Annotated in this window: 18 protein-coding genes; 14 read left to right on the plus strand and 4 right to left on the minus strand. The window is 63.1% G+C overall.

Annotated elements, in window-relative coordinates; all coding sequences use genetic code 11:
- The first annotated feature begins 30 nt into the window (after nucleotides 1–30).
- Nucleotides 31–450, plus strand: a complete 420-nt coding sequence (locus QOS90_RS02260; protein WP_085272247.1) for an NINE protein — start codon at nucleotides 31–33, stop codon at nucleotides 448–450.
- A 111-nt stretch (nucleotides 451–561) separates the two neighbouring features.
- Here QOS90_RS02260 and QOS90_RS02265 read toward each other — a convergent pair whose 3' ends face one another.
- The 3 genes from QOS90_RS02265 to QOS90_RS02275 form a co-directional block, all read right to left on the minus strand.
- Nucleotides 562–1,260, minus strand: a complete 699-nt coding sequence (locus tag QOS90_RS02265; protein WP_027592346.1) for an SPOR domain-containing protein — start codon at nucleotides 1,258–1,260, stop codon at nucleotides 562–564.
- A 1-nt stretch (nucleotide 1,261) separates the two neighbouring features.
- Nucleotides 1,262–2,998, minus strand: coding sequence for an arginine--tRNA ligase (gene argS / locus QOS90_RS02270; protein WP_027592347.1), 1,737 nt, complete (start codon nucleotides 2,996–2,998; stop codon nucleotides 1,262–1,264).
- A 113-nt stretch (nucleotides 2,999–3,111) separates the two neighbouring features.
- The gene (locus QOS90_RS02275) at nucleotides 3,112–5,331 is read right to left on the minus strand and encodes a primosomal protein N' (RefSeq protein ID WP_027592348.1); all 2,220 of its coding nucleotides are present in this window, start codon (nucleotides 5,329–5,331) and stop codon (nucleotides 3,112–3,114) included.
- 168 nt (nucleotides 5,332–5,499) lie between these two features.
- Here QOS90_RS02275 and rpmE point away from each other — a divergent pair, with 168 nt between their 5' ends.
- The 3 genes from rpmE to QOS90_RS02290 all read left to right on the plus strand — a co-directional run bounded on the left by rpmE (nucleotide 5,500) and on the right by QOS90_RS02290 (nucleotide 7,986).
- Nucleotides 5,500–5,715 (plus strand): 50S ribosomal protein L31, encoded by a 216-nt coding sequence (gene rpmE / locus QOS90_RS02280; protein ID WP_027592349.1) that lies wholly within the window; start codon nucleotides 5,500–5,502, stop codon nucleotides 5,713–5,715.
- A 2-nt stretch (nucleotides 5,716–5,717) separates the two neighbouring features.
- Complete coding sequence (locus QOS90_RS02285; protein ID WP_027592350.1) at nucleotides 5,718–6,539, plus strand: thermonuclease family protein; 822 nt, start codon at nucleotides 5,718–5,720, stop codon at nucleotides 6,537–6,539.
- Between the two features lie 178 nt (nucleotides 6,540–6,717).
- Nucleotides 6,718–7,986 carry a malic enzyme-like NAD(P)-binding protein gene (locus QOS90_RS02290; RefSeq protein WP_027592351.1) on the plus strand — a complete coding sequence of 423 codons (1,269 nt, stop codon included), beginning with the start codon at nucleotides 6,718–6,720 and terminating at the stop codon, nucleotides 7,984–7,986.
- A 380-nt stretch (nucleotides 7,987–8,366) separates the two neighbouring features.
- Here QOS90_RS02290 and QOS90_RS02295 read toward each other — a convergent pair whose 3' ends face one another.
- Nucleotides 8,367–10,817 (minus strand): penicillin-binding protein 1A, encoded by a 2,451-nt coding sequence (locus QOS90_RS02295; protein ID WP_371918104.1) that lies wholly within the window; start codon nucleotides 10,815–10,817, stop codon nucleotides 8,367–8,369.
- A 181-nt stretch (nucleotides 10,818–10,998) separates the two neighbouring features.
- On the opposite strand from QOS90_RS02295, the gene pilM reads away from it, so the two are divergent.
- The 10 genes from pilM (at nucleotide 10,999) to hemE (ending at nucleotide 25,534) form a co-directional block, all read left to right on the plus strand.
- The gene (pilM, locus tag QOS90_RS02300) at nucleotides 10,999–11,862 is read left to right on the plus strand and encodes a type IV pilus biogenesis protein PilM (RefSeq protein ID WP_027592353.1); all 864 of its coding nucleotides are present in this window, start codon (nucleotides 10,999–11,001) and stop codon (nucleotides 11,860–11,862) included.
- On the plus strand, nucleotides 11,859–12,395 hold the full coding sequence (locus QOS90_RS02305; RefSeq protein WP_027592354.1) for a PilN domain-containing protein: 537 nt from the start codon (nucleotides 11,859–11,861) through the stop codon (nucleotides 12,393–12,395). Before pilM ends, QOS90_RS02305 begins: the two co-directional genes overlap by 4 nt.
- Nucleotides 12,396–12,424: 29 nt before the next feature.
- Nucleotides 12,425–13,408 carry a pilus assembly protein PilP gene (locus QOS90_RS02310; protein ID WP_085272374.1) on the plus strand — a complete coding sequence of 328 codons (984 nt, stop codon included), beginning with the start codon at nucleotides 12,425–12,427 and terminating at the stop codon, nucleotides 13,406–13,408.
- Nucleotides 13,332–14,600, plus strand: coding sequence for a type IV pilus secretin PilQ (locus tag QOS90_RS02315; RefSeq protein WP_085272249.1), 1,269 nt, complete (start codon nucleotides 13,332–13,334; stop codon nucleotides 14,598–14,600). Before QOS90_RS02310 ends, QOS90_RS02315 begins: the two co-directional genes overlap by 77 nt.
- Before the next feature lie 4 nt (nucleotides 14,601–14,604).
- Nucleotides 14,605–15,123, plus strand: coding sequence for a shikimate kinase AroK (gene aroK / locus QOS90_RS02320; RefSeq protein WP_027592357.1), 519 nt, complete (start codon nucleotides 14,605–14,607; stop codon nucleotides 15,121–15,123).
- Between the two features lie 96 nt (nucleotides 15,124–15,219).
- Nucleotides 15,220–16,317 (plus strand): 3-dehydroquinate synthase, encoded by a 1,098-nt coding sequence (gene aroB, locus QOS90_RS02325; RefSeq protein ID WP_027592358.1) that lies wholly within the window; start codon nucleotides 15,220–15,222, stop codon nucleotides 16,315–16,317.
- A gap of 15 nt (nucleotides 16,318–16,332) precedes the next feature.
- The gene (locus tag QOS90_RS02330) at nucleotides 16,333–17,958 is read left to right on the plus strand and encodes an SPOR domain-containing protein (RefSeq protein WP_027592359.1); all 1,626 of its coding nucleotides are present in this window, start codon (nucleotides 16,333–16,335) and stop codon (nucleotides 17,956–17,958) included.
- Nucleotides 17,959–18,330: 372 nt separating this feature from the next.
- Nucleotides 18,331–22,776: a glutamate synthase large subunit gene (gene gltB, locus QOS90_RS02335; RefSeq protein WP_027592360.1), complete on the plus strand. Its 4,446-nt coding sequence runs from the start codon at nucleotides 18,331–18,333 to the stop codon at nucleotides 22,774–22,776.
- Between the two features lie 123 nt (nucleotides 22,777–22,899).
- Entirely contained in the window at nucleotides 22,900–24,318 is a 1,419-nt protein-coding gene (locus QOS90_RS02340; protein WP_027592361.1) for a glutamate synthase small subunit GltD family protein, read from the plus strand.
- A gap of 151 nt (nucleotides 24,319–24,469) precedes the next feature.
- On the plus strand, nucleotides 24,470–25,534 hold the full coding sequence (gene hemE, locus QOS90_RS02345; protein ID WP_027592362.1) for a uroporphyrinogen decarboxylase: 1,065 nt from the start codon (nucleotides 24,470–24,472) through the stop codon (nucleotides 25,532–25,534).
- The last annotated feature ends 44 nt before the right edge of the window (nucleotides 25,535–25,578 follow it).

Below are 25,578 nucleotides of genomic sequence, written 5' to 3' on the forward strand. Positions count from 1 at the left end.
AAATTTTCGGATAACCCACGAGGGCTATGAATGAACAGTTATCAACAGGGTGAGCCGCTTCACGACACCCACAGTAAGGTCATCGGCTACTTGTTGTGGATTTTCGGCTTCACCGGCTCGCACCGTTTCTACTACGGCAAGCCGATCACTGGGACGATCTGGTTCTTTACCTTGGGCCTGCTGGGCATCGGCTGGCTGATCGACCTGTTTCTGATCCCGGCGATGGACAAGGAGGCCGACTTGCGCTTCCGGTCCGGTCGGATCGACTACAACATCGCCTGGATTCTGCTGACCTTCCTGGGCATTTTTGGCCTGCATCGCCTGTACCAGGGCAAGTGGATCACCGCGATCATCTACTTCTTCACGGGCGGCCTGTTCCTGGTCGGCGTGCTGTACGACTTCTGGACTTTGAACAGTCAGATTTCCGAAGCCAACAGCGATCGTCGCTGATTGCAGATCGTGTAGGCGCAGCCTTGTGCTGCGAAGAGGCCGGTACAAACACCTAACATCCTTGGTGTTTGCACCGGCCTCTTCGCAGCACAAGGCTGCTCCTACCGAGTTTTACTGGCGGGTCTGGCGCTGTTGCAGCAGCAGGTTGCTGAAGCCTGCGCCGGCAAGCTGTTTCTGCGCCCCGGTCAGTTGTTCGCGGTTGCTGAACGGGCCGACCAGTACGCGGTACCAGGTTTCATCCTTGACCGTCCCCGACTCCACCTTCACCGACTGGCCGAGCAGGATGATCTGCGCGCGGACCTTGTCGGCATCCGCCTGCTTGCGGAACGAGCCGGCCTGCAGGAAGAACTGCGTGGTGGCCGCAGGCTTGATCACCGGCGGTGCCGGTGGTGGCGTCTGGCCCAGCAAGGCGGCCTGAGCGCGTGCCGTGTCGATCTTCGCTGCCTCTGCCGGGGTGACCGGGGTCACTGGCTGGGCAGGCACCGGTGGCGTCTTCTCTGGCACGGCTTCCGGCGGCACGATGACCTCGGACTCCGGCAGCAGGGTGTAGAAGTCATACTTCGGCTTCACCGGCTGCTGCGGGGTGGCGGGTGTGGTCTTGCTGGCTTCGGCCACCTTTTCCGGTTTTTGTTGTTCAGGCTTGGTGCGCTTGATGTCCGCACCGCCTGGCTCGAGCTTCATCAAAAAGACGATGAAAGCGCCCACGGTCAACCCGACTGCCAGCCATACCCAACCCGGGATCGGCTGCTTGGCCGGCGCCTGTTGGCGGCTGGCGCCGCGTTTTGGAGCAGGTTTTTTCTTGGCAGCCAACTTACATGCGCTCCAGGGTTTCCAGGCCGAGCAGTTCCAGACCTTGCTTGAGGGTGCGACCGGTCAGGGCAGCCAGGCGCAGGCGGCTCTGTTGCTGCTCCGGGGTTTCGGCGGCGAGGATCGGGCAGTTCTCGTAGAAGCTCGAGAACAGGCCAGCCAGGTCGTACAGGTAGCTGCACAGCACGTGCGGCGTACCCTTGTCGGCCACGCTGTTAAGCACTTCGCCGAATTGCGCCAGGCGCGCGGCGAGGTCCAGCTCCTTCTCGGCCTGCAGCACGATCTTGCCGTCGACCTCGTCGAAGCCTTTGCCCAGCTTGCGGAACACGCCCGCCACGCGGGTGTAGGCATACAGCAGGTACGGCGCGGTGTTGCCTTCGAAGTTGAGCATCAGCTCGAAGTTGAAGCTGTAGTCGCTGGTGCGGTGCTTGGACAGGTCGGCGTACTTCACTGCGCCGATCCCGACCACTTCACCGATGTGGCGCAGGTCGTCTTCGGCGAGGCTCGGGTTCTTCTCCTTGACCAGGGCGTAGGCACGCTCCTTGGCCTCGGTGAGCAGGTCGATCAGCTTCACGGTGCCGCCGTCACGGGTCTTGAACGGGCGACCGTCGGCGCCGTTCATGGTGCCGAAGCCCATGTGTTCCATTTGCATCGGGTGGCCGACGAAGCCTGCACGGCGCGCCACTTCGAACACCTGGTTGAAGTGCAGCGCCTGGCGCTGGTCGACGAAGTACAGGGCACGGTCGGCCTTGAGCACATTGCTGCGATAGCGCACTGCGGCCAGGTCGGTGGTGGCGTACAGGTAGCCACCGTCGGCCTTCTGCACGATCACTGGCAGGGGTTCGCCTTCGCTGTTCTTGAACTCTTCGAGGAACACGCACTGCGCGCCCTGGTCCTCGACCAGCAGGCCCTTGGCCTTGAGGTCGCTGACTACGTTGGCCAGGTCGTCGTTGTAGGCGCTTTCGCCCATGACGTCGGCCATGGTCAGCTTGACGTTGAGCAGCTCGTAGGTTTTCTGGCAGTGGGACAGGGAAATGTCCTTGAAACGCGTCCACAGGGCCAGGCACTCAGGGTCGCCGGCCTGCAGCTTGACCACCAGGCCGCGGGCGCGGGTGGCGAATTCTTCGGACTCGTCGAAGCGTTTCTTCGCGGCGCGGTAGAAGTTCTCCAGGTCCGACAGCTCGTCGCTGGTGATCGGGTTTTCCTGCAGGTAGGCCATCAACATGCCGAACTGGGTGCCCCAGTCGCCGACGTGGTTCTGGCGGATGACGTTGTCACCCAGGAATTCCAGCACGCGCGCCACGCTGTCACCGATGATGGTCGAGCGCAGGTGGCCGACGTGCATCTCTTTGGCCAGGTTGGGGGCCGACAGGTCGATCACGACCTTTTCGCTCGGGCCGGCCTTGCGCACGCCCAGATTGTCATCGGCCAGGGCAGCGTCCAGGCGGTCGGCCAGAGCGCTGGTGTTCTGGAAGAAGTTGAGGAAGCCTGGGCCGGCAATCTCGACCTTGCTGATGTCGTCGCTGGCGGGCAGCGCGTTGATCAGTTTTTCGGCCAGGTCGCGCGGCTTCATGCCGGCAGGCTTGGCCAGCATCATCGCGATGTTGCTGGCGAAGTCGCCGTGGGTCTTGTCCCGGGCGTTTTCCACCTGAATCGCCGGCGATAGCCCTTCAGGCAGCACACCGTCGGTGACGAGTTGGGTGAGGGCTTGCTGGATCAGCTGGCGAATGGTGTCTTTCATGGGGTTCTCTTTTCGACCGCAAGCGCGGTGGAGCGCTTCGATGCGCAGGTGGAAAAACTGGGCATTATCCGTTGCCGGGAGCGGGTTGCCAACCTTTGCCAAGGCTCAGGGTGTCAGTAGAGGTCTACCGGGTCCACGTCCAGCGACCAGCGAACCTGTCGGCCGCTCGGCATTTGCTCCAACACTAGCAACCAGGCGCTGATCAGTCGATGCAGGGGTGCCCGGGTGTTGGCCTGTATCAATAATTGGGCGCGGAAGCGGCCTGCTCGGCGCTCCATGGGAGCCGGTACCGGGCCCAACAGTTCAATGCCCGGCAGGCGCTGTTCGGCCACCAGGCGCTCTGCTGCGCTGCAGGCTTCGTCGAGGAAGCCTTCGGCCTGGCCCGGTTTGTGCGCTTCGGCGCGCAGCAAGGCCAGGTGAGAAAAAGGCGGCAGGCCGGCGGCGCGGCGCTCGTCCAGGGCTTGCTCGGCGAAGGCGAAATAGCCTTGTTCGGTCAGCTGTACCAGCAAGGGGTGGTCGGCCAGGTGGGTCTGGATGATCACCTTGCCGGGCTCTTCGGCGCGCCCGGCACGCCCGGCAACCTGCACGATCAATTGCGCCATGCGCTCGCTGGCACGGAAGTCGCCGGAGAACAGCCCGCCGTCGGCGTCGAGGATGGCCACCAGGGTCACGCGTGGGAAGTGGTGCCCCTTGGCGAGCATCTGGGTGCCCACCAGGATGCTCGGCTGGCCACGCTGGATGGTGCCGAACAGGTTGTGCATGGCGTCTTTGCGCGCCGTGCTGTCGCGGTCCACGCGCAGGATCGGGTAGTCCGGGAACAGCACCTTAAGGCGCTCTTCGGCGCGCTCGGTGCCTGCGCCCACCGGCCGCAAGTCGACATGGTTGCACTGTGGGCACTGGTGCGGCAGGCGTTCGTCATAACCGCAGTGGTGGCAACGCAGCACGCCGGAACGCTGGTGCACGGTCATGCGCGCATCACAGCGAGGGCATTCGGACAACCAGCCGCAATCGTGGCACAGCAACGTCGGGGCAAAGCCGCGGCGGTTGAGGAACACCAGCACTTGCTGGCCTGCTTCCAGGGTCTGGCGGATGGCCTGCTGCAGTGGGCCGCTGATGCCACTGTCCAGCGGCAGGCTTTTCACGTCCAGGCGCAGCATGCGCGGCGGGCGGGCACCGCCGGCGCGCTGGTTCATGCGCAGCAAGGTGTAGCGGCCGGTCTGGGCGTTGTGCAGGGTTTCCAGCGACGGCGTGGCCGAGCCGAGCAGGATCGGGATGTTCTCCTGGTGGGCGCGCACCAGGGCCAGGTCGCGGGCGTGGTAACGCAGGCCTTCTTGCTGTTTATAAGAGCCGTCGTGCTCTTCGTCGATGATGATCAAGCCGGGGTTTTTCATCGGCGTGAACAGCGCCGAGCGGGTGCCGATGATGATGTCGGCCTCGCCGTCACGGGCTGCCAGCCAGGCGTCCAGCCGCTCGCGGTCGCCGACCGCCGAGTGCAGCAAGGCGATGCGGGCGTTGAAGCGTTGCTCGAAGCGCGCCAGTGTCTGCGGGCCGAGGTTGATTTCCGGGATCAGCACCAGCGCCTGCTTACCGGCCTCCAGTGTTTCGCGGATCAACTGCAGGTAGACCTCGGTCTTGCCGCTGCCGGTAACCCCGGCCAGCAGAAACGCGTTGAAACTGCCAAGGCCCAGGCACACGGCATCGAAGGCGTTGCGCTGCTCTTCGTTGAGGGGCAGTTCGGGCTGCGCCAGCCAGTGCTCGTGGCGCGGCGTTGGCAGGTGGCGGCGTACTTCGACGGTGACCAGCTCCTTGGCCAGCAGCAGGTCGAGGCTGTCCTTGTTCAGGTTGAGCTTGCCCAGCAGGCTGTGGGCCACGCCGTGTGGGTGCTGCGCCAGGGTTTTCAGGGCATCGCGCTGGCGCGGTGCGCGGGCGATGCGAGGGTCATCGTGGCGGGCATCGGCGGCGACGTGCCAGAAGCGTTCCTGGCGCATCTCGGCCAGTTCGCCCTGGCGCAGCAGGGTCGGCAGGGCCCAGCTCAGGGTATCGCCCAGGCTGTGCTGGTAGTACTGGGCCGTCCACAGGCACAGCTTGAGCAGGGCCGGCGGCAGCGGCGACACCGGGTCCAGCAGCGCAATGGCCGGCTTGAGCTTGTCGGCGGGCACTTCGCTTTGGTCGCACACCTCCACCAGCACGCCGATCATCTCGCGGCGCCCGAATGGCACACGAATGCGCATGCCCGGTGTGAGGGGCTGGCGCGCCATGCTCGCCGGCGCCCTGTAGTCGAACAGGCGACGCAGCGGGGAGGGCAGGGCAAGGCGCAGGATGACGTCGGACACGCGGAAGGTCTCGCAAGGGCATTTCAAAGACTGGCGAGCCTAGCAGACGACAGTCGGTGCAAGCGACAACTTGCGCTGAGGCTGGGCTCTGGTATTATTCGCCGCCTAATTACGTGCGGTATTCAACAATTGGTGTTGGGTGGCGGCACGCAGCTCGAGGAAGTGACCATGAAAGCAAATATTCATCCGAACTACGAAGTAGTTGCAGTCACCTGCAGCTGCGGCAACAAGTTTGAAAGCCGTTCGACCCTGGGTAGCACCCTGTCGATCGACGTTTGCAACCTGTGCCACCCGTTCTACACCGGTAAGCAGAAAGTCCTGGACACCGGTGGTCGCGTACAGAAGTTTGCCGATCGCTTCGGCATGTTCGGTGCCAAGAAGTAATAATGCGCATGGCGAATCCCTCGGGTTTCGCGTTGTTGCAAAAAAAAGCGCCCCTTGTGGGCGCTTTTTTTGTGGGCGCGATTTGGCATCTTCCTGCCCAGGCGTTCTGCCCGCTGCCGGCCAACCCTCAACCGGTGGCAGTGCGGCAGGTGGTAGATGGCGATACCTTGCGCCTGACCGACGGCCGCAGCGTGCGCATGATCGGCATCAACGCCCCGGAGATCGGTCGCAAAGGGCGGACCAGCGAGCCCTATGCCGAGGCGGCCAAGCGGCGCTTGCAAGCCTTGGTCAAAGCCAGCGACGGGCGTGTCGGGATGGTGACGGGCGTTGAGGGCAAAGACAAATACGGCCGCACACTGGCGCACATCTACGGCCGCACTGGCAACAATCTGGAAGCACAACTGCTCAGCGAGGGGCTCGGCTACCGCGTTGCCGTTGCCCCCAATGTGCGCCTGGTGGGGTGCCAGCAACTGGCCGAGCAAGCGGCGCGCAAGGCGGGTGTCGGGCTGTGGCGAAGCTCCCCGGTGCTGCGCGCGCGGGATGTCAGGCAGTCTGGCTTCGCTGTCATCGGTGGCCGAATCGAGGCGGTCGAACGTAACCGCGGCGGCGTCTGGCTGAGCCTGGATAGCACCGTGGTGCTGCAGGTTCCCGCTCGTCTGCAACGCAACTTCCCGGCCAGCTTCTTCGATAATCTCAAAGGGCGCCAAGTCGAGGCGCGTGGCTGGATGCTGGATCGTTCCCGCAAGGGCGGCCTTAAGCCTGGGCAGCGACGCTGGGTGTTGCCATTGACCGATCCGAGCATGTTAGAACGTATTTCAGGCTGAAAAGATGTAGACATTTCGGTATTAGATTGTACACACTGTGGCTCGTATGCCCCGTGGGTTATAGCGTAAAGTCGTAGGCTAAAGGCCTTGACACAAGTGACCGACCAGTCTTGTGACTCCCCGGCTCTTTGCGTATCCTCGGCGGTCCGTCAGAACAGTAAATAGCGGAATGCCCACCATGTCAGACCTGAAAACCGCCGCTCTCGAATACCACGCTCAACCTCGTCCGGGGAAATTGAGCGTCGAGCTCTCGAAGCCCACCGCCACTGCCCGTGACCTCGCCCTGGCCTACAGCCCAGGTGTTGCAGAACCCGTGCGCGAAATCGGCCGTGATCCAGAGCTGGCCTACAAATACACCGGTAAAGGCAACCTGGTTGCGGTGATTTCGGATGGTACTGCCATCCTCGGTCTGGGCGACCTCGGCCCACTGGCCTCGAAGCCGGTCATGGAAGGCAAGGGTGTTCTGTTCAAGCGTTTCGCTGGCATCGACGTATTTGACATCGAAGTCGAGTCGGAAAGCCCGCAAGCTTTCATCGACACCGTTCGCCGCATTTCGATCACCTTCGGTGGCATCAACCTCGAAGACATCAAAGCTCCAGAGTGCTTCGAAATCGAGCGCACCCTGATCGAGCAGTGCGACATCCCGGTCTTCCACGATGACCAGCACGGCACCGCGATCGTCACCGCGGCCGGCATGATCAACGCCCTGGAAATCGCCGGTAAGAAGCTGGAAGAAGCCAAGATCGTCTGCCTGGGTGCCGGCGCTGCCGCCATCTCGTGCATGAAGCTGCTGGTCAGCATGGGTGCCAAGGTCGAGAACATCTACATGATCGACCGCAGCGGCGTGATCCACGCTGGCCGCGACGACCTGAACCAGTACAAGGCGCAGTTCGCCCACGCGACCGACAAGCGCACCCTGGCTGACGCCTTGAACGGTGCTGACGTGTTCGTTGGCCTGTCCGGCCCGAACCTGCTGAGCGCAGAAGGCCTGAAGTCGATGGCGGCCAACCCGATCGTGTTCGCTTGCTCGAACCCCGATCCGGAAATCTCCCCAGAGCTGGCTCACGCCACCCGTAACGACGTGATCATGGCCACCGGTCGTTCCGACTACCCGAACCAGGTCAACAACGTACTGGGCTTCCCCTTCATCTTCCGTGGCGCCCTGGACGTACGTGCCAAGCGCATCAACGAAGAAATGAAGATTGCCGCCGCCATCGCCCTGAAAGACCTGGCCAAGCTGCCGGTTCCTAAGGAAGTTTGCGAAGCCTACGGCGTCGAAGGCTTGGAATTCGGCCGTGAGTACATCATTCCGAAGCCTCTGGATGCCCGTCTGATCACCGTTGTTTCCGATGCTGTCGCCAAGGCTGCTATCGAGTCCGGTGTGGCGACCCTGCCGTATCCGAAGCACTACCCGCTGAACAGCGTGGATGAAGTGTTCAACGGCTGATTGCCGTAAGTGACACAAAAAAGCCCCGGCTCGCGAGAGTCGGGGCTTTTCGTGTAATGGGGTGTCAGACGTTTCTGTTTTGAGTGTGCCCCCAGCTCTTGCCGAGGAGTATCAATCAATATGGTGCATAACGTGATCGGATAGCTACTTGCAGCAACCGACAGCGACTAGGCGTTGAAGCTTCGGGCACAAAAAAAGACGCTCGAGGCGTCTTCTTTTGTTGCTTAAAGCAGATCCGGACACCACTTGCGAACCGCCTTGCGCGATTACGGCCTAGGCCGCTGGGAAGCGCTCAATCTCATCCGGTCAGTCGCTTCGAAGTGCCAAATATAAGCACTGATACGGCGTACGTCAATCTCGGATGAGATCCCTATCTCCGATCAGAACAGGTCCATCGGCGCTGCTTCGTCTGCTGGCAGCGGGCTTCCCGGTGCCGCGCCGTTGCCCAGTTCATCCCCTGACGGTGGCGAATCTTCGGCCTTGAACAACTCGAAGTAGGCGTTCGGCGTGCCCGGCGAGGCCGCACGGCCGCTGACCGGGTCGACACGCAGGCTGAGGATGCCTTCCGGCTCAGCCGGTACGTGGTTGGGTTTGTCCTTCAGCGCAGCACCCATGAAACTCATCCAGATCGGCAGCGCCGCAGTGCCACCGTATTCGCGGCGGCCCAAGGTCTCGGGTTGGTCGAAGCCGACCCATACCGTGGTCACGTAATCGGCGTTGTAGCCGGAGAACCAGGCATCCTTGGACTCGTTGGTGGTACCGGTCTTGCCGGCCAGGTCGGTGCGGCCCAGGGCCAGCGCACGGCGGCCAGTGCCCCGTTTGATTACATCCTGCAGCATGCTGGTGAGGATGTACGTGGTGCGGCCGTCGATGATCTGTTCCGCCACTGCCGGCGTTTGCGGTGCTGGCGTGACTTGGCCAAAGGCGGCCGGCGCCTCGCCCGGCATGGCTGCGGTGCTGATCGGCTGCTCTGGCGCGGCAAGGCCTGCCTGGTCCTGGGCGCCTTGCGGCACGCGGGGCGGGTTGGCGGTGAACAGGGTCTCGCCGCTGCGGCTCTCGATGCGGTCGATCAGGTACGGGGTGATCTTGTAACCGCCGTTGGCAAAGGTGCTCCAGCCCGTGGCGATTTCCATCGGCGTGAGGGTTGCGGTGCCCAGTGCCAGCGACAGGTTGCGCGGCAAGTCCTGCTTGTTGAAGCCGAACTTGGCGATGTAGTCGATGGTGCGGTCGACGCCCATGGCCTGCAGCAGGCGGATCGATACCAGGTTGCGCGACTTGTACAGCGCCTCGCGCATGCGGATCGGGCCGAGGAAGGTGTTGGTGTCGTTCTTCGGCCGCCAGACCTTGTCCAGGTACTCGTCGACGAACACGATCGGTGCATCGTTGACCAGGCTGGCCGCGGTGTAGCCGCTGTCGAGCGCCGCGCTATAGATGAAGGGCTTGAAGCTCGAGCCAGGTTGGCGCTTGGCCTGCATGGCACGGTTGTAGTTGCTTTGCTCGAACGAGAAGCCGCCTACCAGAGCACGAATGGCGCCGTTGTATGGGTCGAGGGTGACCAGCGCGCTTTGTGCGCCCGGCACCTGGCTGAACTTGAGCTTGCCGTCGTCCAGGCGCTGCAGGCGCACCAGGTCACCTACCTGGGCAACATCGGCGGGGCTTTGCGGTGCGCGGCCCTGGGAATTGCTATTGAGGAACGGGCGCGCCCACTTCATGGTGTCCCAGGCGACGGTTTCTTCCTGGCCGCTGCGGGTCAGCACCTTGAGGTCGGTCTTGTCGACCTGAGTGACGATGGCCGGCTCAAGGCCGCCCAGGGTGCGCTGCTTGCTCAGTTCCAGCAGCCAGGCCGCGTGGGTCTTGCCTGGGAAGCGTGCCTCGGGGCCGCGGTAACCGTGGCGTTCATCGTAATCGGAAAGGCCCGTGAGAATGGCTTTGTTGGCCATCTCCTGCATGTCGCTCGGCACGGTGGTGGTAACGCGGAAGCCCTCGGTGTAGGCATCGCTGCCATAACGGCCGACCATCTCGGCGCGGGCCATCTCGGCGACGTACGGGGCATTCACCTCAGGTGTCGGCACGTGGTAGCTGGCGTTGAGCGGCTCGGCCAGGGCGGCCTGGTAGCTGGCCTGGTCAATCTTGCCGAGCTTGTACATGCGGCCAAGAATCCAGTCGCGACGCTCTTTGGCGCGCACCGGGTTGGCCAGGGGGTTGAAGCGCGAAGGTGCCTTGGGCAGGCCGGCGATCATCGCCATTTGCGCCAGGCTCACGTCGCGGATCGACTTGCCGTAATAGACCTGTGCGGCGGCATCGATGCCGTACGCCCGGTTGCCCAGGTAGATCTTGTTCACGTACAGCTCAAGGATTTCGTCCTTGGTCAGCTCACGCTCGATCTGCAGGGCCAGCAAAATCTCGTTGGTCTTGCGCGAAAAGCTGCGCTCGCTGGTGAGGAAGAAGTTCTTCGCCACCTGCATGGTGATGGTGCTGCCGCCCGTCTGGATATGGCCGGTTTTTACCAGCTGAGTCGCGGCGCGCATCAGGCTGCTGGGGTCAACGCCGTAGTGGTTGAGGAAATTGTCGTCCTCGGCTGACAGAAGCGCCTGGATAAATTGTGGGGGGATTTCCGCGAAACGGATCGGCGAGCGGCGCATTTCGCCGAACTCGGCAATCAGCTTGCCGTCGCTGCTGTACACCCTGAGGGGGATCTGCAACTGGATGCTTCTGAGGGACTCGACCGAGGGCAGGCTAGGGCTAAGATACAGAAACGCACCGCTCACACCGAGTACGAGCGCGCTAATGACTGCGACGGAAGACCACCAGAAGAACTTCAGCAGACGTATCAAGGCTTTTGGGCGTCCAGGTTGATAAGTGAATTGCGTACGGGTCCGGCGGACCAAAAACGCTGGGCATTATAAGCATTTTTTCGCCTTGCCGGGTGACCGGCCAGGTGGCCCGTCGAACCGTTTGGCCGCTGGGGCCTAGCGCTGACGCGGGTTTGCGGCATACAGCAAAGGAACAGCGATGCTTGGACGTTTCGGCATGGATGCCGGTTCACTCTTGGGGGTGGAAATTGCCCCCGACTCCGTTCGGATTGTGCAGCTGCAGCGACGCAAGGGGCGTTGCCAGGTCGCGGCCTGGGCGCACGAGCCGTATGAACCGTACAGTGGGGCTGATTGGGCGACCGACCCTGCCCGGCTAGTGGCTGCGTTGCGCCGTGCCTGCAGGCGCAGCGGCAGTCGGCAGCGGCGCGTTGCGGTGGCGCTGCCGGCAAATCAGGTGATCTGCAAGGTGTGCCAACTGCCAGCGGGCCTGAGTGAAGCCGATATCGAGGCCCAGTTGCTGGCTGATGCGGATCGCCTGTTTCCATTTCCGCTTGATGATCTGGCGCTGGACTTTCAGTTGCTCGGGGCCTCCGAGGCCCAGGCCGATTGCCAGGAGGTCATGGTGGCTGCCTGTCGCCAGCGTGCGCTGGAGCCCGTTGAAGCCCTGCTTGATGCTGCCGGGCTGCAGGCCGAGGCGATGGAGGTCGACAGTATCGCGTTGCAGCGGATGCTGCCGCAGGGCGCGCTCGCGGGTTCGGCATTGCTGCGCATCGAAGCGCAAGGCGCGACGCTGCATTGTTGGCGGCAGGGCATGCCCGCGCAGCGCCGTGAAGTGCACCTCGGCCAAGCACTTGGCCAATGGCCGGCGCTTTTGGGCGACGACAGTCAACTGGAATGCGTGCTGGTCGCCGGCAGTTCACCGATCGAGCAAGCGTGGCTGGATAACCTGAGTGCAGAGGTGAAGCTGCCCTGTCGGCCCCTGCCTTCTATTGTGGGGTTGGAGCCTGGTGGGGGCGAGATGCTCTTGGCATGCGCCTTGGCGCTCGGAGGCATGCAGCCATGATGCGTCTGAACCTTTTGCCCTGGCGCGAGCGGCAGCGCCGGTCGATGCTTCGGCGCTTTCAGTGGATGTTGCTTGGCAGTGCGGCGCTGGCCCTGTGCGCCGTGATGCTGATCGATCAACTGGCACGCCAACGTGCGCAGCAGCAAGGGTTGAGCACTGTTAGCCGTCAATCCGCCATTGCGCTGCTGGATGAGCAATTGGAGCAGCACGCTGAAGTGCGTGCCGCCCACGATGCTGCCCAGGCACACGCTGCGGTGTTGGCCAGCCTGCGTGCCGATCAAGGTGTATTCCCCGCGTTGCTTAGCGACCTGGAGGCCGCGTTGCCTGCTGGTCTGCAGCTCACTGAGCTCACGTTGGCGGGCGGCCGTTTGCAGGTGACCGGCCAGGCCGCGTCCGGTGCTGTGGTCGCTCAGTTCATGCGCGACCTCGAGCGGTCCGCGGTGCTGCAAGGCCTGGAGCTCAAGCATGTGAAGCACCTGCCTTCGGGCGATGAGTTTGTCCTGACAGCGCGTGTGTCGGCGTTTTGGTCGTGAATGCAGCCTGGTGGGTGAGCTGGCAGGGCATGGCCGAACGTTCCGCTCGCTTCAGGTGGGGCGCTTCGGTCGGTCTGGGAGTGTTGGTATTGGCGCTGGGGTGTGGGCTACGCCTGCCGGAGTTGCGGCACGCCCATGGGCAAGTGAATGCGCAGCATGAGCGGTTGAGCGAGGAGCATTCGGCCAAGGCAGCGCAGGTGCGGGAGCTGGCACGCATGCGCGCTGCGCTGGCCGCCGCACAGCAGGCGCTGCACGTTGCCCGGTGGCGTCTGGCCGCAGGCGAGGGCATGAGTGACCTACTCGATTCGCTTGCCGCCTCAGGGCATGAATTTGGCCTGCTGTTCGAGCGGCTCGATGTGCATGAGGCGGTGGAGCAGGCGCACTACCGAACCATTCCCCTCGATGTTCAGGTGGTGGGCCGGTATGCAGCACTGCGCCTGTGGTTGGACGAATGGCTTGGCCAGCTGCGGCTGCTGCGTGTCGGTGACTTGAGCATAAATGAAGTCGATGGGCGGCCGGGGTTGTTGCGCTTGCGTCTAAGGGTTCACGCGCATCATGCCGATGCAGCGGCGCCGGCCGTTGAGTCATTGGCGCATTTGCCCGCTCGGGCAGTGGCCGTGCCGCCGTTGGTCGATCCGTTCTCCGCAGCCCCGGCGAAAGTGGCACCTGGCGAATTGGGCCGTGTGCCCTTGGCGCAGCTGGAAATGGTCGGGAGCCTAGCGCAACGCGGCGCGCATGAAGCGCTGTTGTTGTCTGCAGGCCAGTTGTATCGCGTGCGCCTGGGCGACCGGCTCGGGCGCGATGAGGGTGTTGTGGTGCACATCGACGAGCAGCGGGTCGACGTGCGCGAGCGGTGGTTCGTGGCGCGTGAGTGGCATGAGCGCACAGCCGTACTCACCCTCCGAAAACCCCTGGACAAGAAGGTCATGGACAAGGATGAAAAGGCTATGGATGGGGGCGGCGGCGTTCGTCTTGTCGATCCCGCTGGCGACGGCAGCGCCCACTCGGGGTGAGCCACTGTCGCTGAACTTTCAGGATGTGCAGGTGCGCGCCGTATTGCAGGTGCTGGCAGACCATGCCGGCGTGAACCTGGTTGCCAGCGATTCGGTGCAGGGCAATATCACCTTGCGGCTTCAGGATGTGCCCTGGGAGCAGGCGCTGGATTTGGTGCTGCGCAGCAAGGGCCTGGCCCGGCGTGAAGAGGGCAATGTGCTGCTGGTGGCGCCGGCGGCGGAGCTTGCCGGGCAATCGCTCGACGCCCGACTAGGCCAGGCGCTGGATGCGCAATTGCAACCGCTGCAGCGTGAACTGATGCCGATCCACCATGCCGTAGCGTCCGAGCTCGCAGAGCTGTTGCTGGCAACCCTGGCAGACGACGGCATCCTCACTGGGCGAGGCAGTTTGAGCGTGGATGCGCGCACCAATACCCTGGTGGCCTACCAGCCCGCTGACCGCCTTGCCGAGCTGCGCCACCTGGTGGCGCAGCTGGATGTGCCGGTGCGTCAGGTGGCGATCGAGGCACGCATCGTCGAGGCCAATGTCGATTACGAAAAGAGCCTTGGGGTGCGTTGGGGTGGGCCCTTGTACGGTGAGAACGTAAGGCCAGGCAAGGAGCTGTTCGTCGACCTTGGGGTGGAGCGTACCGGCTCCAGTGTCGGCCTGGGCCTGCTGCGTGGCGGCATCCTGCTGGACCTTGAGCTCAGCGCCATGGAAAAGAGCGGCAATGGCGAAATCATCTCGCAGCCCAAGGTGGTCACGGCCGACAAGGAAACGGCCAGGATCCTCAAAGGTACCGAGGTGCCTTACCAGGAAACCAGCAAGAGCGGCGCCACGTCCGTGTCGTTTCGCGAAGCGTCCCTGTCGCTTGAAGTCACCCCGCAGATTACCCCGGACAACAAGGTCATCATGACGGTCAGGGTGACCAAGGACGAGCCTGATTACGTCAATGCCTTGAACAACGTGCCGCCGATCCGCAAGAACGAGGTCAATGCCAAGGTTCGCGTGGCGGACGGCGAGACGATCGTGATCGGTGGCGTCTACTCGACCACGCAAAACAATGTGGTCGACAAGGTGCCATTTTTCGGCGATCTGCCGTATGTTGGGCGGCTGTTTCGACGCGATGTATTACAAGAGAAAAAATCCGAGCTGCTGGTCTTCCTGACTCCGCGTATCATGAGTGACCAGGCGATTGCTGTGAGTCGTTGATTCTGTGCGAAATTTGATACTTGTGGGGCCAATGGGCGCTGGTAAAAGCACCATTGGACGCCTATTGGCCAAAGAGCTGCGCCTGCTGTTCAAAGATTCCGACAAGGAAATCGAACTGCGATGCGGCGCCAACATCCCGTGGATCTTCGACAAGGAAGGCGAGCCGGGCTTCCGTGACCGTGAACAGGCGATGATCGCCGAGCTCTGCGGGCTCGACGGCGTGGTCCTGGCCACCGGCGGCGGCGCGGTAATGCGCGATGCCAACCGTCAGGCGTTGCGCCAGGGCGGCCGGGTGATCTACTTGCATGCTTCAGTGGAGCAGCAGGTCGGTCGCACCGCACGTGATCGCAATCGCCCCCTGTTGCGTACCGCCAACCCGGAGGCGACCCTTCGCGCCCTGCTCGAAGCGCGTGATCCGCTCTACCGCGAGATCGCCGACCTGGTCGTTGAAACCGACGAGCGGCCACCGCGCATGGTGGTGATCGATATTCTCGAACGCTTGCAGCAGTTGCCGCCCCGATAAGCCGGGACTATTCTCGGCCACCAGCGCCGAGGCGAGGTTCAACTTACCGCGTGCGTCGCCCAAGCGGCGCCGCGCCCAAGTACATTGTGGGGATACATGCAGACACTAAAGGTCGACCTGGGCGAGCGTAGCTACCCGATCTACATTGGCGAAGGCCTGCTGGACCAGCCCGAGTTGCTGGCGCCGCACATTGCCGGGCGGCAGGTCGCCATCGTTTCCAACGAAACCGTCGCGCCTCTGTACCTCGAACGCCTGGCCAAGACCCTGGGTGCCTATTCGGTGCTGCCCGTGGTGTTGCCTGACGGCGAAGCCCACAAGAACTGGGAAACGCTGCAATTGATCTTCGATGGCCTGCTCACTGCCCGGCACGACCGTCGCACCACCGTGGTGGCCCTTGGCGGCGGCGTGATCGGCGACATGGCCGGCTTTGCCGCTGCCTGCTACCAGCGCGGCGTCGATTTCATCCAGGTGCCGACCACCCTGTTATCCCAGGTCGACTCCTCGGTCGGCGGCAAGACCGGCATCAACCACCCGCTTGGCAAGAACATGGTCGGTGCCTTTTATCAGCCCAACGCGGTGCTGATCGACACCACCAGCCTCAAGACCCTGCCGGCGCGTGAGCTGTCCGCAGGCTTGGCTGAAGTGATCAAGTACGGCCTGATCTGCGACAAGCCGTTCCTTGGTTGGCTCGAAGACAATATGAAGGCCCTGCGTGCCTTGGACTCCACGGCCCTGACCGAAGCCATCCGCCGTTCCTGCGCAGCCAAGGCTGCGGTGGTCGGTGCCGATGAGCGCGAATCCGGCGTGCGGGCGACCCTGAACCTTGGGCATACCTTCGGCCATGCCATCGAAACCCATATGGGCTATGGCGTCTGGCTGCACGGCGAAGCCGTGTCGGCGGGCACAGTGATGGCCCTGGAAATGTCCATGCGGCTCGGCTGGATCGACCAGGCCGAGCGCGATCGCGGAATCCGCCTGTTGCAGGATGCAGGTTTGCCGGTGGTGCCACCACAGGAAATGACCCCGGCGCATTTCATGGAGCACATGGCGGTCGACAAGAAGGTGCTCGACGGGCGTCTGCGTCTGGTGCTGTTGCGCCAGATGGGCGAGGCCGTGATCACCGACGACTATCCGAAAGAGATTCTTCAGGCCACGCTGTCGGCGGATTACCGCGCGATCGTGGCCCAGCTTTGAGGTTGTGACAGCGCAATGACCAGTTTGCATGCCGATGAGGCCTTTCTCGACCATTACCAGTTGAGCCACGATCCGTTCGCGCCCCGCGTGCCCGGCTTCAAATTCTTCCCGGCACAGCGCAAGCCTGTGCTGGGCCAGCTGCATCACCTGGCCCGTTACAGCCAGCTGATGCTGGTGGTCACCGGCCCCCTGGGCAGCGGCAAGACCTTGCTGCGCCAGGCCCTGGTGGCCAGTACCAACAAGCAATCGGTGCAGAGCGTCGTGGTTTCTGCCCGAGGCGCCAGCGATGCGGCCAGCGTGCTCGCCCAGGTCGCGCAGTCGCTTGAGGTCGCCCAGCCTGAGGTCCAGGCCATACTGTCGAAGGTGGTGCAACTGGCGCTGACCGGGCAGGAAGTCTATTTGCTGGTGGACGATGCGGAACAACTCGACGAGTCGGCACTCCAAGCGTTGCTGGAGCTGGCGGCGGGTGTTCCGGAAGGGCGCCCGCACGTGTTCCTGTTCGGCGAACCGTCGCTGATCGCCGGGCTGGATGAGCTGAGTATCGAGGAAGAGCGTTTCCACGTTATCGAGCTCGCCCCCTACAGCGAAGAGGAGACCCGCGAGTACCTGGAGCAGCGTCTGGATGGCGCCGGCCGGGGCATCGAGGTGTTCACCCGCGAACAGATCGTCGATATCCATGAACACTCCGACGGTTGGCCTGGCACAATCAACCAGGTCGCCCGTGACACTTTGATCGAAGCCATGATCGCCAGCCGTTCGACGGCCAAGCGACCATCCATGGGGTTGAAAATGCCTAAGAAACATGTGCTCGCGCTGTCCGCTGTGGTTGTGGTCGCCGTTGCTGCCGCGGTTCTCATGCCCAAGAAAGGCGACAAGGCACCTGCCGAGGTGCCGGCTGCCCAGGCTCAATTGCCATTAGGTGAAGGCCAGCCGGGCGCCGCCCAGGCCAATAATGGCAACCCGGCCATCGAATTCTCCGGCTCGTCGCAGCCGATGCCACTGCCGCTGGTAGGGCAGTCGCAGCCGGTGATGCGCGAACCATTGGCCCAGGCCGCTGGCATGGGGGACGGCGAAGAGGGCAGCCCGGCCGGCAATACCGCGCTGCAGCCTGGCAACCCGCCGACCGTGACCACCATCGCACCGCCGCAAGGCGTGCCTGCCGGCCCGGCACCGACGCTGTCGAAGCCGACTGCCAGTGCGCCGGTTCAGCCGGTTGCGCCTGCGCCAAAGCCCGTCGCAACCCAGCCTGCAAAACCGGTTGCACCTGCTAAGCCTGCGCCTGCGCCAACCCAGGTCGCCACAGCCAAGCCAGCTGCCAAGCCTGTCGAGAAGCCTGCGGCTACTGGCAGCAGCGGTGGTGGCTGGTATGCAGGCCAGAAACCGGGCAATTACGTGGTGCAGATCCTCGGCACCAGCTCCGAAGCCTCGGCCCAGGCCTTCGTCAAAGCCCAGGGTGGCGACTATCGCTACTTCAAGAAAAACCTGCAGGGCAAGCCGCTGTATGTCGTGACTTACGGCAGCTTCGCCAACCGTGATGCAGCGGTCGCGGCAATCAAGAACTTGCCAGCGAAGGTCCAGGCTGGTAAACCTTGGCCACGTACCGTCGCCAGCGTCCAACAAGAGCTGGCCACGGCCCGCTGATACCTGCCGGGCGGCACCACCCCGCCGCCCAGTTGCTGAGCGAATTCTAGCTTTCGACTAGCCTGCTGCGCCCGAGCGCGGCAGGCTTTTCTGTCCCAGGCTGCCGGCCACAAGCCTCTCTTGCAGTCATGGCTGAAACGCTTCAGACTCGAGCCAAGCCGCTATCACGGCGCATGGCGCAAAAACATTCAAATTTGCGACATAAATTTTCAATGGTGAGACATGAAAATTTGTGGGCATCGCTGTCGCTGTGCAACAATGGTTTTCCATGACCACCGCAAAAAAGCTGGCGTTTGATCGGCGTGGATGGTAAGTGGTTGTTAAAAAAGAGATTTGCCTCCGTTGAGAGGTGAACCTGGTGAGAAAGTGTCTATGAAAACAGGTCTGTACCATCCCGAAGAATTCAAGGACAACTGTGGTTTTGGCCTGATCGCCCATATGACGGGCGAGCCAAGTCACCACCTTCTGCAAACCGCCATGCAGGCACTGACGTGCATGACCCACCGCGGCGGTATCAACGCCGACGGCAAAACCGGTGACGGTTGCGGTCTGCTCATGCAGAAGCCCGATCAATTCCTGCGGGCCGTGGCCCAGGAACAATTTGCCGTCGAGCTGCCCAAGCAGTACGCCGTCGGCATGGTGTTCTTCAACCAGGACCCGGTCAAAGCAGAAGCCGCCCGCGCCAACATGGACCGCGAGATCCTCGCCGCTGGCCTGAAGCTGGTCGGCTGGCGCAAGGTGCCGATCGACACCAGCGTGCTGGGTCGCCTGGCGCTGGAGCGCCTGCCGCAGATCGAGCAGGTGTTCATCGGTGGTGAAGGCCTGAGCGATCAGGAATTCGCCATCAAGCTGTTCAGTGCCCGTCGTCGTTCGTCCGTGGCCAACGCCCACGACACCGACCACTACATCTGCAGCTTCTCGCACAAGACCATCATCTACAAAGGCCTGATGATGCCGCGCGACCTCGCGGCGTTTTATCCAGACCTGGGTGACGAGCGCCTGCAGACCGCGATCTGCGTGTTCCACCAGCGCTTCTCCACCAACACCCTGCCGAAATGGCCGCTGGCGCAGCCGTTCCGCTTCCTCGCCCACAACGGCGAGATCAACACCATCACTGGCAACCGCAACTGGGCCATGGCCCGTCGCACCAAGTTCGCCAATGACCAGATCCCTGACCTCGAAGAACTCGGCCCGCTGGTCAACCGCGTGGGCTCCGACTCGTCGAGCATGGACAACATGCTCGAGCTGATGGTCACCGGCGGCATCGACCTGTTCCGCGGCGTGCGCATGCTGGTTCCGCCGGCCTGGCAGAACGTCGAGACCATGGACGCCGACCTGCGCGCCTTCTACGAATACAACTCCATGCACATGGAGCCGTGGGATGGCCCGGCCGGTATCGTCATGACCGAAGGCCGCCACGCGGTGTGCCTGCTCGACCGTAACGGCCTGCGCCCGGCACGTTGGGTGACCACCACCAATGGCTACATCACCATTGCGTCGGAAATCGGCGTATGGGACTACAAGCCTGAAGACGTCATTGCCAAGGGCCGTGTCGGCCCGGGCCAGATCTTCGCCGTGGACACCGAAACCGGCCAGATCCTCGACACCGACGCCATCGACAACCGTCTGAAGTCGCGCCATCCGTACAAGCGCTGGCTGCGTCAGCACGCCACGCGTATCCAGGCGACCTTGACCGACGACCAGGGCGCGGCCAGCTACGATGCTGACCAGCTCAAGCAATACATGAAGATGTTCCAGGTCACCTTCGAAGAGCGTGACCAGGTGCTGCGCCCGCTGGGTGAGCAGGGCCAGGAAGCGGTCGGCTCGATGGGTGACGACACGCCGATGGCTGTGCTGTCGCAGCGCGTGCGTTCGCCGTATGACTTCTTCCGCCAGCAGTTTGCGCAGGTCACCAACCCGCCGATCGACCCGCTGCGCGAAGCGATCGTCATGTCGCTGGAGATCTGCCTGGGCGCCGAGCGCAACATTTTCCAGGAGTCCCCGGAGCACGCCTCGCGGGTCATCCTCAGCTCGCCGGTCATCTCGCCTGCCAAGTGGCGCTCGCTGATGAACCTGGAGCGTGAAGGCTTCGACCGCCAACTGATCGACCTCAACTACGAGCAAAGCGTCGGCCTGGAAGCGGCCATCCGCAACATCGCCGACCAAGCCGAAGAAGCGGTGCGCAGTGGCAAGACTCAGCTGGTGCTGAGCGACCGTTACATCGCCCCGGGCAAGTTGCCGGTGCACGCTTCGCTCGCCGTGGGTGCCGTACACCACCGCCTGACCGAGCAGGGCCTGCGGTGCGACAGCAACATTCTGGTCGAAACCGCTACCGCCCGTGACCCGCACCACTTCGCTGTGCTGCTGGGCTTCGGTGCCTCGGCCGTCTACCCGTACCTGGCGTACGAAGTGCTGGCCGACCTGATCCGTACCGGCGAAGTGCTGGGCGATCTGGACGAGGTGTTCAAGTATTACCGCAAAGGCATCTCCAAGGGCCTGCTGAAGATCCTGTCGAAGATGGGCATCTCCACCATCGCTTCGTACCGGGGTGCGCAGCTGTTCGAAGCCATCGGTCTGGCCGAGGAAGTAGTCGGCCTGAGCTTCAAGGGCGTGTCGAGCCGCATCAAGGGTGCGCGTTTCGAAGACCTGGAAAGCGACCAGAAGCTGCTCGCCGCCGAAGCCTGGAGCGCGCGCAAGCCGATCCAGCAAGGTGGCCTGCTCAAATTCGTCCACGGTGGCGAATACCACGCCTACAACCCGGATGTGGTCAACACCCTGCAGGCGGCTGTGCAGCAGGGCGACTACGCCAAGTTCAAGGAATACACCTCGCTGGTCGACCAGCGCCCGGTGTCGATGATCCGCGACCTGCTCAAGGTCAAAGTGGCCGACCAGCCGCTGGCGATCGAGCAGATCGAACCGTTGGAGGCCATCCTCAAGCGCTTCGATTCCGCCGGTATCTCGCTCGGCGCTTTGTCGCCAGAAGCCCACGAGGCGCTGGCCGAGGCCATGAACCGCCTGGGCGCGCGTTCCAACTCGGGCGAGGGCGGTGAAGACCCGTCGCGCTACGGCACCGTGCGCAGCTCCAAGATCAAGCAGGTGGCCACCGGCCGCTTTGGCGTGACCCCGGAATACCTGGTCAACGCCGAAGTGCTGCAGATCAAGGTAGCCCAGGGCGCCAAGCCGGGTGAAGGCGGCCAGCTGCCAGGCGGCAAGGTCAACGGCCTGATCGCCAAGCTGCGCTACGCGGTACCAGGCGTGACCCTGATCTCGCCACCGCCGCACCACGACATCTACTCGATCGAAGACCTGGCCCAGCTGATCTACGACCTCAAGCAGGTCAACCCGCAGGCGCTGGTCTCGGTCAAGCTGGTTGCCGAAGCAGGCGTGGGTACCATCGCCGCCGGCGTGGCCAAGGCCTATGCCGACCTGATTACCATCTCGGGCTACGACGGCGGTACCGGTGCTTCGCCACTGACCTCCATCAAATACGCGGGCGCACCGTGGGAGCTCGGCCTTGCCGAAACCCACCAGACCCTGCGCGGCAACGACCTGCGCGGCAAAGTGCGGGTGCAGACCGACGGTGGTCTGAAAACCGGCCTCGACGTGATCAAGGCAGCCATCCTCGGCGCCGAGAGCTTCGGCTTCGGCACCGCGCCGATGATCGCCCTGGGCTGCAAATACCTGCGTATTTGCCACCTGAACAACTGCGCCACCGGCGTCGCCACCCAGAACGACAAGCTGCGCAAGGACCACTACATCGGCACCGTCGACATGGTGATCAACTTCTTCACCTTCGTCGCCGAAGAGACCCGCGAGTGGCTGGCTAAACTGGGTGTGCGCAGCCTGGGCGAGCTGATCGGCCGTACCGACCTGCTCGACATCCTGCCAGGCGACACCGAGCGCCAGCAGTACCTGGACCTGTCGCCGCTGCTGGGCAGTTCGCACATTCCGGCGGACAAGCCGCAGTTCTGCGAAGTCGACAAGAACCCGCCGTTCGATAAGGGCGAGCTTGCCGAGAAGATGGTCGAAATGGCCATGCCGGCGATCCGCGACCAGTCCGGTGGCGAGTTCAGCCTCGACATCTGCAACTGCGACCGCTCCATCGGTGCGCGCATCTCGGGTGAGATCGCCCGCTTGCACGGCAACCAGGGCATGGCCGCTGCGCCGATCACCTTCCGCTTCAAGGGCACTGCGGGCCAGAGCTTCGGCGTGTGGAACGCCGGTGGCCTGAACCTGCACCTGGAAGGCGACGCCAACGACTACGTCGGCAAAGGCATGACCGGTGGCAAGGTCACCATCGTGCCACCTGCCGGCAGCCCGTTCGAAACCCAGCACAGCGCCATCGTCGGCAACACCTGCCTGTACGGTGCCACTGGCGGCAAGCTGTTCGCCGCCGGTACCGCGGGCGAGCGCTTCGCTGTGCGTAACTCTGGCGCCCACGCTGTTGTCGAGGGCACTGGCGATCACTGCTGTGAATACATGACCGGCGGCTTTGTCTGCGTCCTGGGCAAGACCGGTTACAACTTCGGCTCTGGCATGACCGGCGGCTTCGCCTACGTGCTCGACATGGACAACAGCTTCGTCGACAAGCTCAACCATGAACTGGTGGAAATCCAGCGCATCAGTGGTGAAGCGATGGAGGCGTACCGCAGCCACCTGGCGCGCGTCCTTGGCGAATACGTGGACGAGACCGGCAGCGAGTGGGGGCGTGAGCTCTTCGAGAACCTGGACGACTACGTGCGGCGCTTCTGGCTGGTCAAGCCGAAGGCGGCCAACCTCAAGCAACTGCTGTCCAGCACCCGTGCCAACCCGCAGTAACAACAGCTGCAAGTGGCAAGCCTCAAGCTGCGAGTAAACGCAGTGCGAGGTTTGCCGGACCCAAGTGATCGACTTGCAGCTTGCGGCTTGTAGCTTGCGACTGCGGTAAAGAGGTTTTGAAAAATGGCTGAACGTCTGAGCAACGACTTCCAGTTCATCGAAGTGGGGCGTAAAGACCCAAAGAAAAAGCTGCTGCGCCAGCGCAAGAAAGAGTTCGTCGAGATCTACGAACCCTTCAAGCCGCAGCAGTCCGTGGAGCAGGCGCACCGTTGCCTGGGCTGCGGTAACCCGTATTGTGAATGGAAGTGCCCGGTGCACAACTTCATCCCCAACTGGTTGAAGCTGGTGTCCGAGGGCAACATCCTGGCAGCGGCAGAACTGTCGCACCAAACCAACACCCTGCCTGAAGTGTGCGGCCGTGTTTGTCCGCAGGACCGCCTGTGCGAGGGTGCCTGCACCCTGAACGACGGTTTTGGTGCGGTGACCATCGGCTCGGTGGAGAAGTACATCACCGACACCGCTTTCGCCATGGGCTGGCGCCCAGACATGTCCAAGGTCAAGCCGACTGGCAAGCGTGTCGCCATCATCGGTGCCGGCCCGGCGGGCCTGGGCTGTGCCGACGTGCTGGTGCGCGCCGGCGTGACCCCGGTGGTGTTCGACAAGAACCCGGAAATCGGCGGCCTGCTGACCTTCGGTATCCCCGAATTCAAGCTGGAAAAGACCGTGCTGAGCAACCGCCGCGAAGTCTTCACCGGCATGGGCATCGAGTTCCGCCTGAACACCGAGGTGGGCACCGACATCACCATGGAGCAGCTGCTGGCCGAGTACGACGCGGTGTTCATGGGCATGGGTACCTACACCTACATGAAGGGCGGCTTCCCGGGCGAGGACCTGCCGGGCGTGCATGACGCGCTGGACTTCCTGATCGCCAACGTCAACCGCAACCTGGGCTTCGAGAAGTCGCCGGAAGACTTCGTCGACATGCAGGGCAAGAAGGTCGTGGTGCTGGGCGGTGGTGACACCGCGATGGACTGCAACCGCACTTCGATCCGCCAGGGCGCCAAGTCGGTGACCTGTGCTTATCGTCGTGACGAGGCCAACATGCCGGGTTCGCGCAAAGAGGTGAAGAACGCCAAGGAAGAGGGCGTGAAGTTCCTCTACAACCGCCAGCCGATCGCCATTGTCGGTGAAGACAAGGTCGAAGGTGTGAAGGTGGTCGAGACCCGTCTCGGCGAGCCGGACGCCCGTGGCCGCCGCAGCCCTGAGCCGATCCCGGGTTCTGAAGAGATCCTGCCGGCCGATGCCGTGGTGATCGCCTTCGGTTTCCGCCCGAGCCCGGCGCCGTGGTTCGAGCAGCATGGTATCCAGATGGACACCCAGGGCCGCGTGGTGGCACCGGAAAAAGGCAAGTTCAAGCACCAGACCAGCAACCCGAAAATCTTCGCCGGCGGCGACATGGTGCGCGGTTCGGACCTGGTGGTAACGGCCATTTTCGAAGGCCGCACGGCTGCTGAAGGTATCCTGGATTACCTGGAAGTCTGATTGAATGCTGGGGCTGCAAAGCAGCCCCTTCGGCATTTTGTATACAAAATTGCTTGATCCAAGGCACCCAATAGACAAAACGCATGGCCTTGGCCGTGCCTTTTGTGCTGGCGTCTGAGAAAATGCCCGCACTTTTTTGCCGGATGCCGACATGACTGCCCTGAAGAACGATCGTTTCCTGCGTGCACTGCTCAAGCAACCCGTAGACGTCACCCCGGTCTGGATGATGCGCCAGGCTGGCCGTTACCTGCCGGAGTACCGCGCCAGCCGTGCCAAGGCCGGTGACTTCATGAGCCTGTGCATGAACCCGCAGTTCGCCTGCGAGGTCACCCTGCAGCCGCTGGACCGCTACCCACTGGACGCGGCGATCCTGTTCTCGGACATCCTCACCATCCCCGATGCCATGGGCCTTGGCCTGTACTTCGAAACCGGCGAAGGCCCGCGCTTCAAGAAAGTCATCAGCACCCCGGCCGACATCGAGGCACTGCCGATCCCTGATCCGCAGAAGGACCTGGGCTACGTGATGGACGCTGTCAGCACCATCCGTCGCGAGCTCAACGGCCGTGTCCCGCTGATCGGCTTCTCGGGCAGCCCATGGACCCTGGCCACCTACATGGTCGAAGGCGGTTCGTCCAAGGACTTCCGCAAGACCAAGGCCATGGCCTACGACAACCCGCAAGCCCTGCACCTGTTGCTGGACAAGCTGGCCCAGTCGGTCACCAGCTACCTCAACGGCCAGATCCTGGCCGGTGCCCAGGCTGTGCAGATCTTCGACACCTGGGGCGGCAACCTGTCGGCGGCGGCCTACCAGGAGTTCTCCCTGGCCTACATGCGCAAGATCGTCAGCGGGCTGATCCGCGAGCACGACGGGCGCAAGGTGCCGGTTATTCTGTTCACCAAAAACGGCGGCATGTGGCTGGAAAGCATCGCCGAAGCCGGTGCCGATGCACTGGGCCTGGACTGGACCTGCGAGATCGGCGATGCCCGCCGCCGTGTCGGTGACAAAGTTGCGCTGCAAGGCAACATGGACCCGACCGTGCTGTACGCCAAGCCCGAAGCCATCCGCAAGGAAGTGGCGCGTATTCTGGCCAGCTACGGCAAGGGCACCGGCCATGTGTTCAACCTGGGCCACGGTATTACCCCGGAAGTCGACCCAGAGCACGCGGGTGCGTTCATCAACGCCGTGCACGAGTTGTCGGCGCAGTATCACCAGTGATGTGATGCAGCAAACAGGAAACCGGCCTCAGTGCCGGTTTTTTG

The organism is Pseudomonas sp. LAIL14HWK12:I10 (genome assembly GCF_900184205.1).
In the GTDB taxonomy this organism is placed as follows: domain Bacteria; phylum Pseudomonadota; class Gammaproteobacteria; order Pseudomonadales; family Pseudomonadaceae; genus Aquipseudomonas; species Aquipseudomonas kermanshahensis.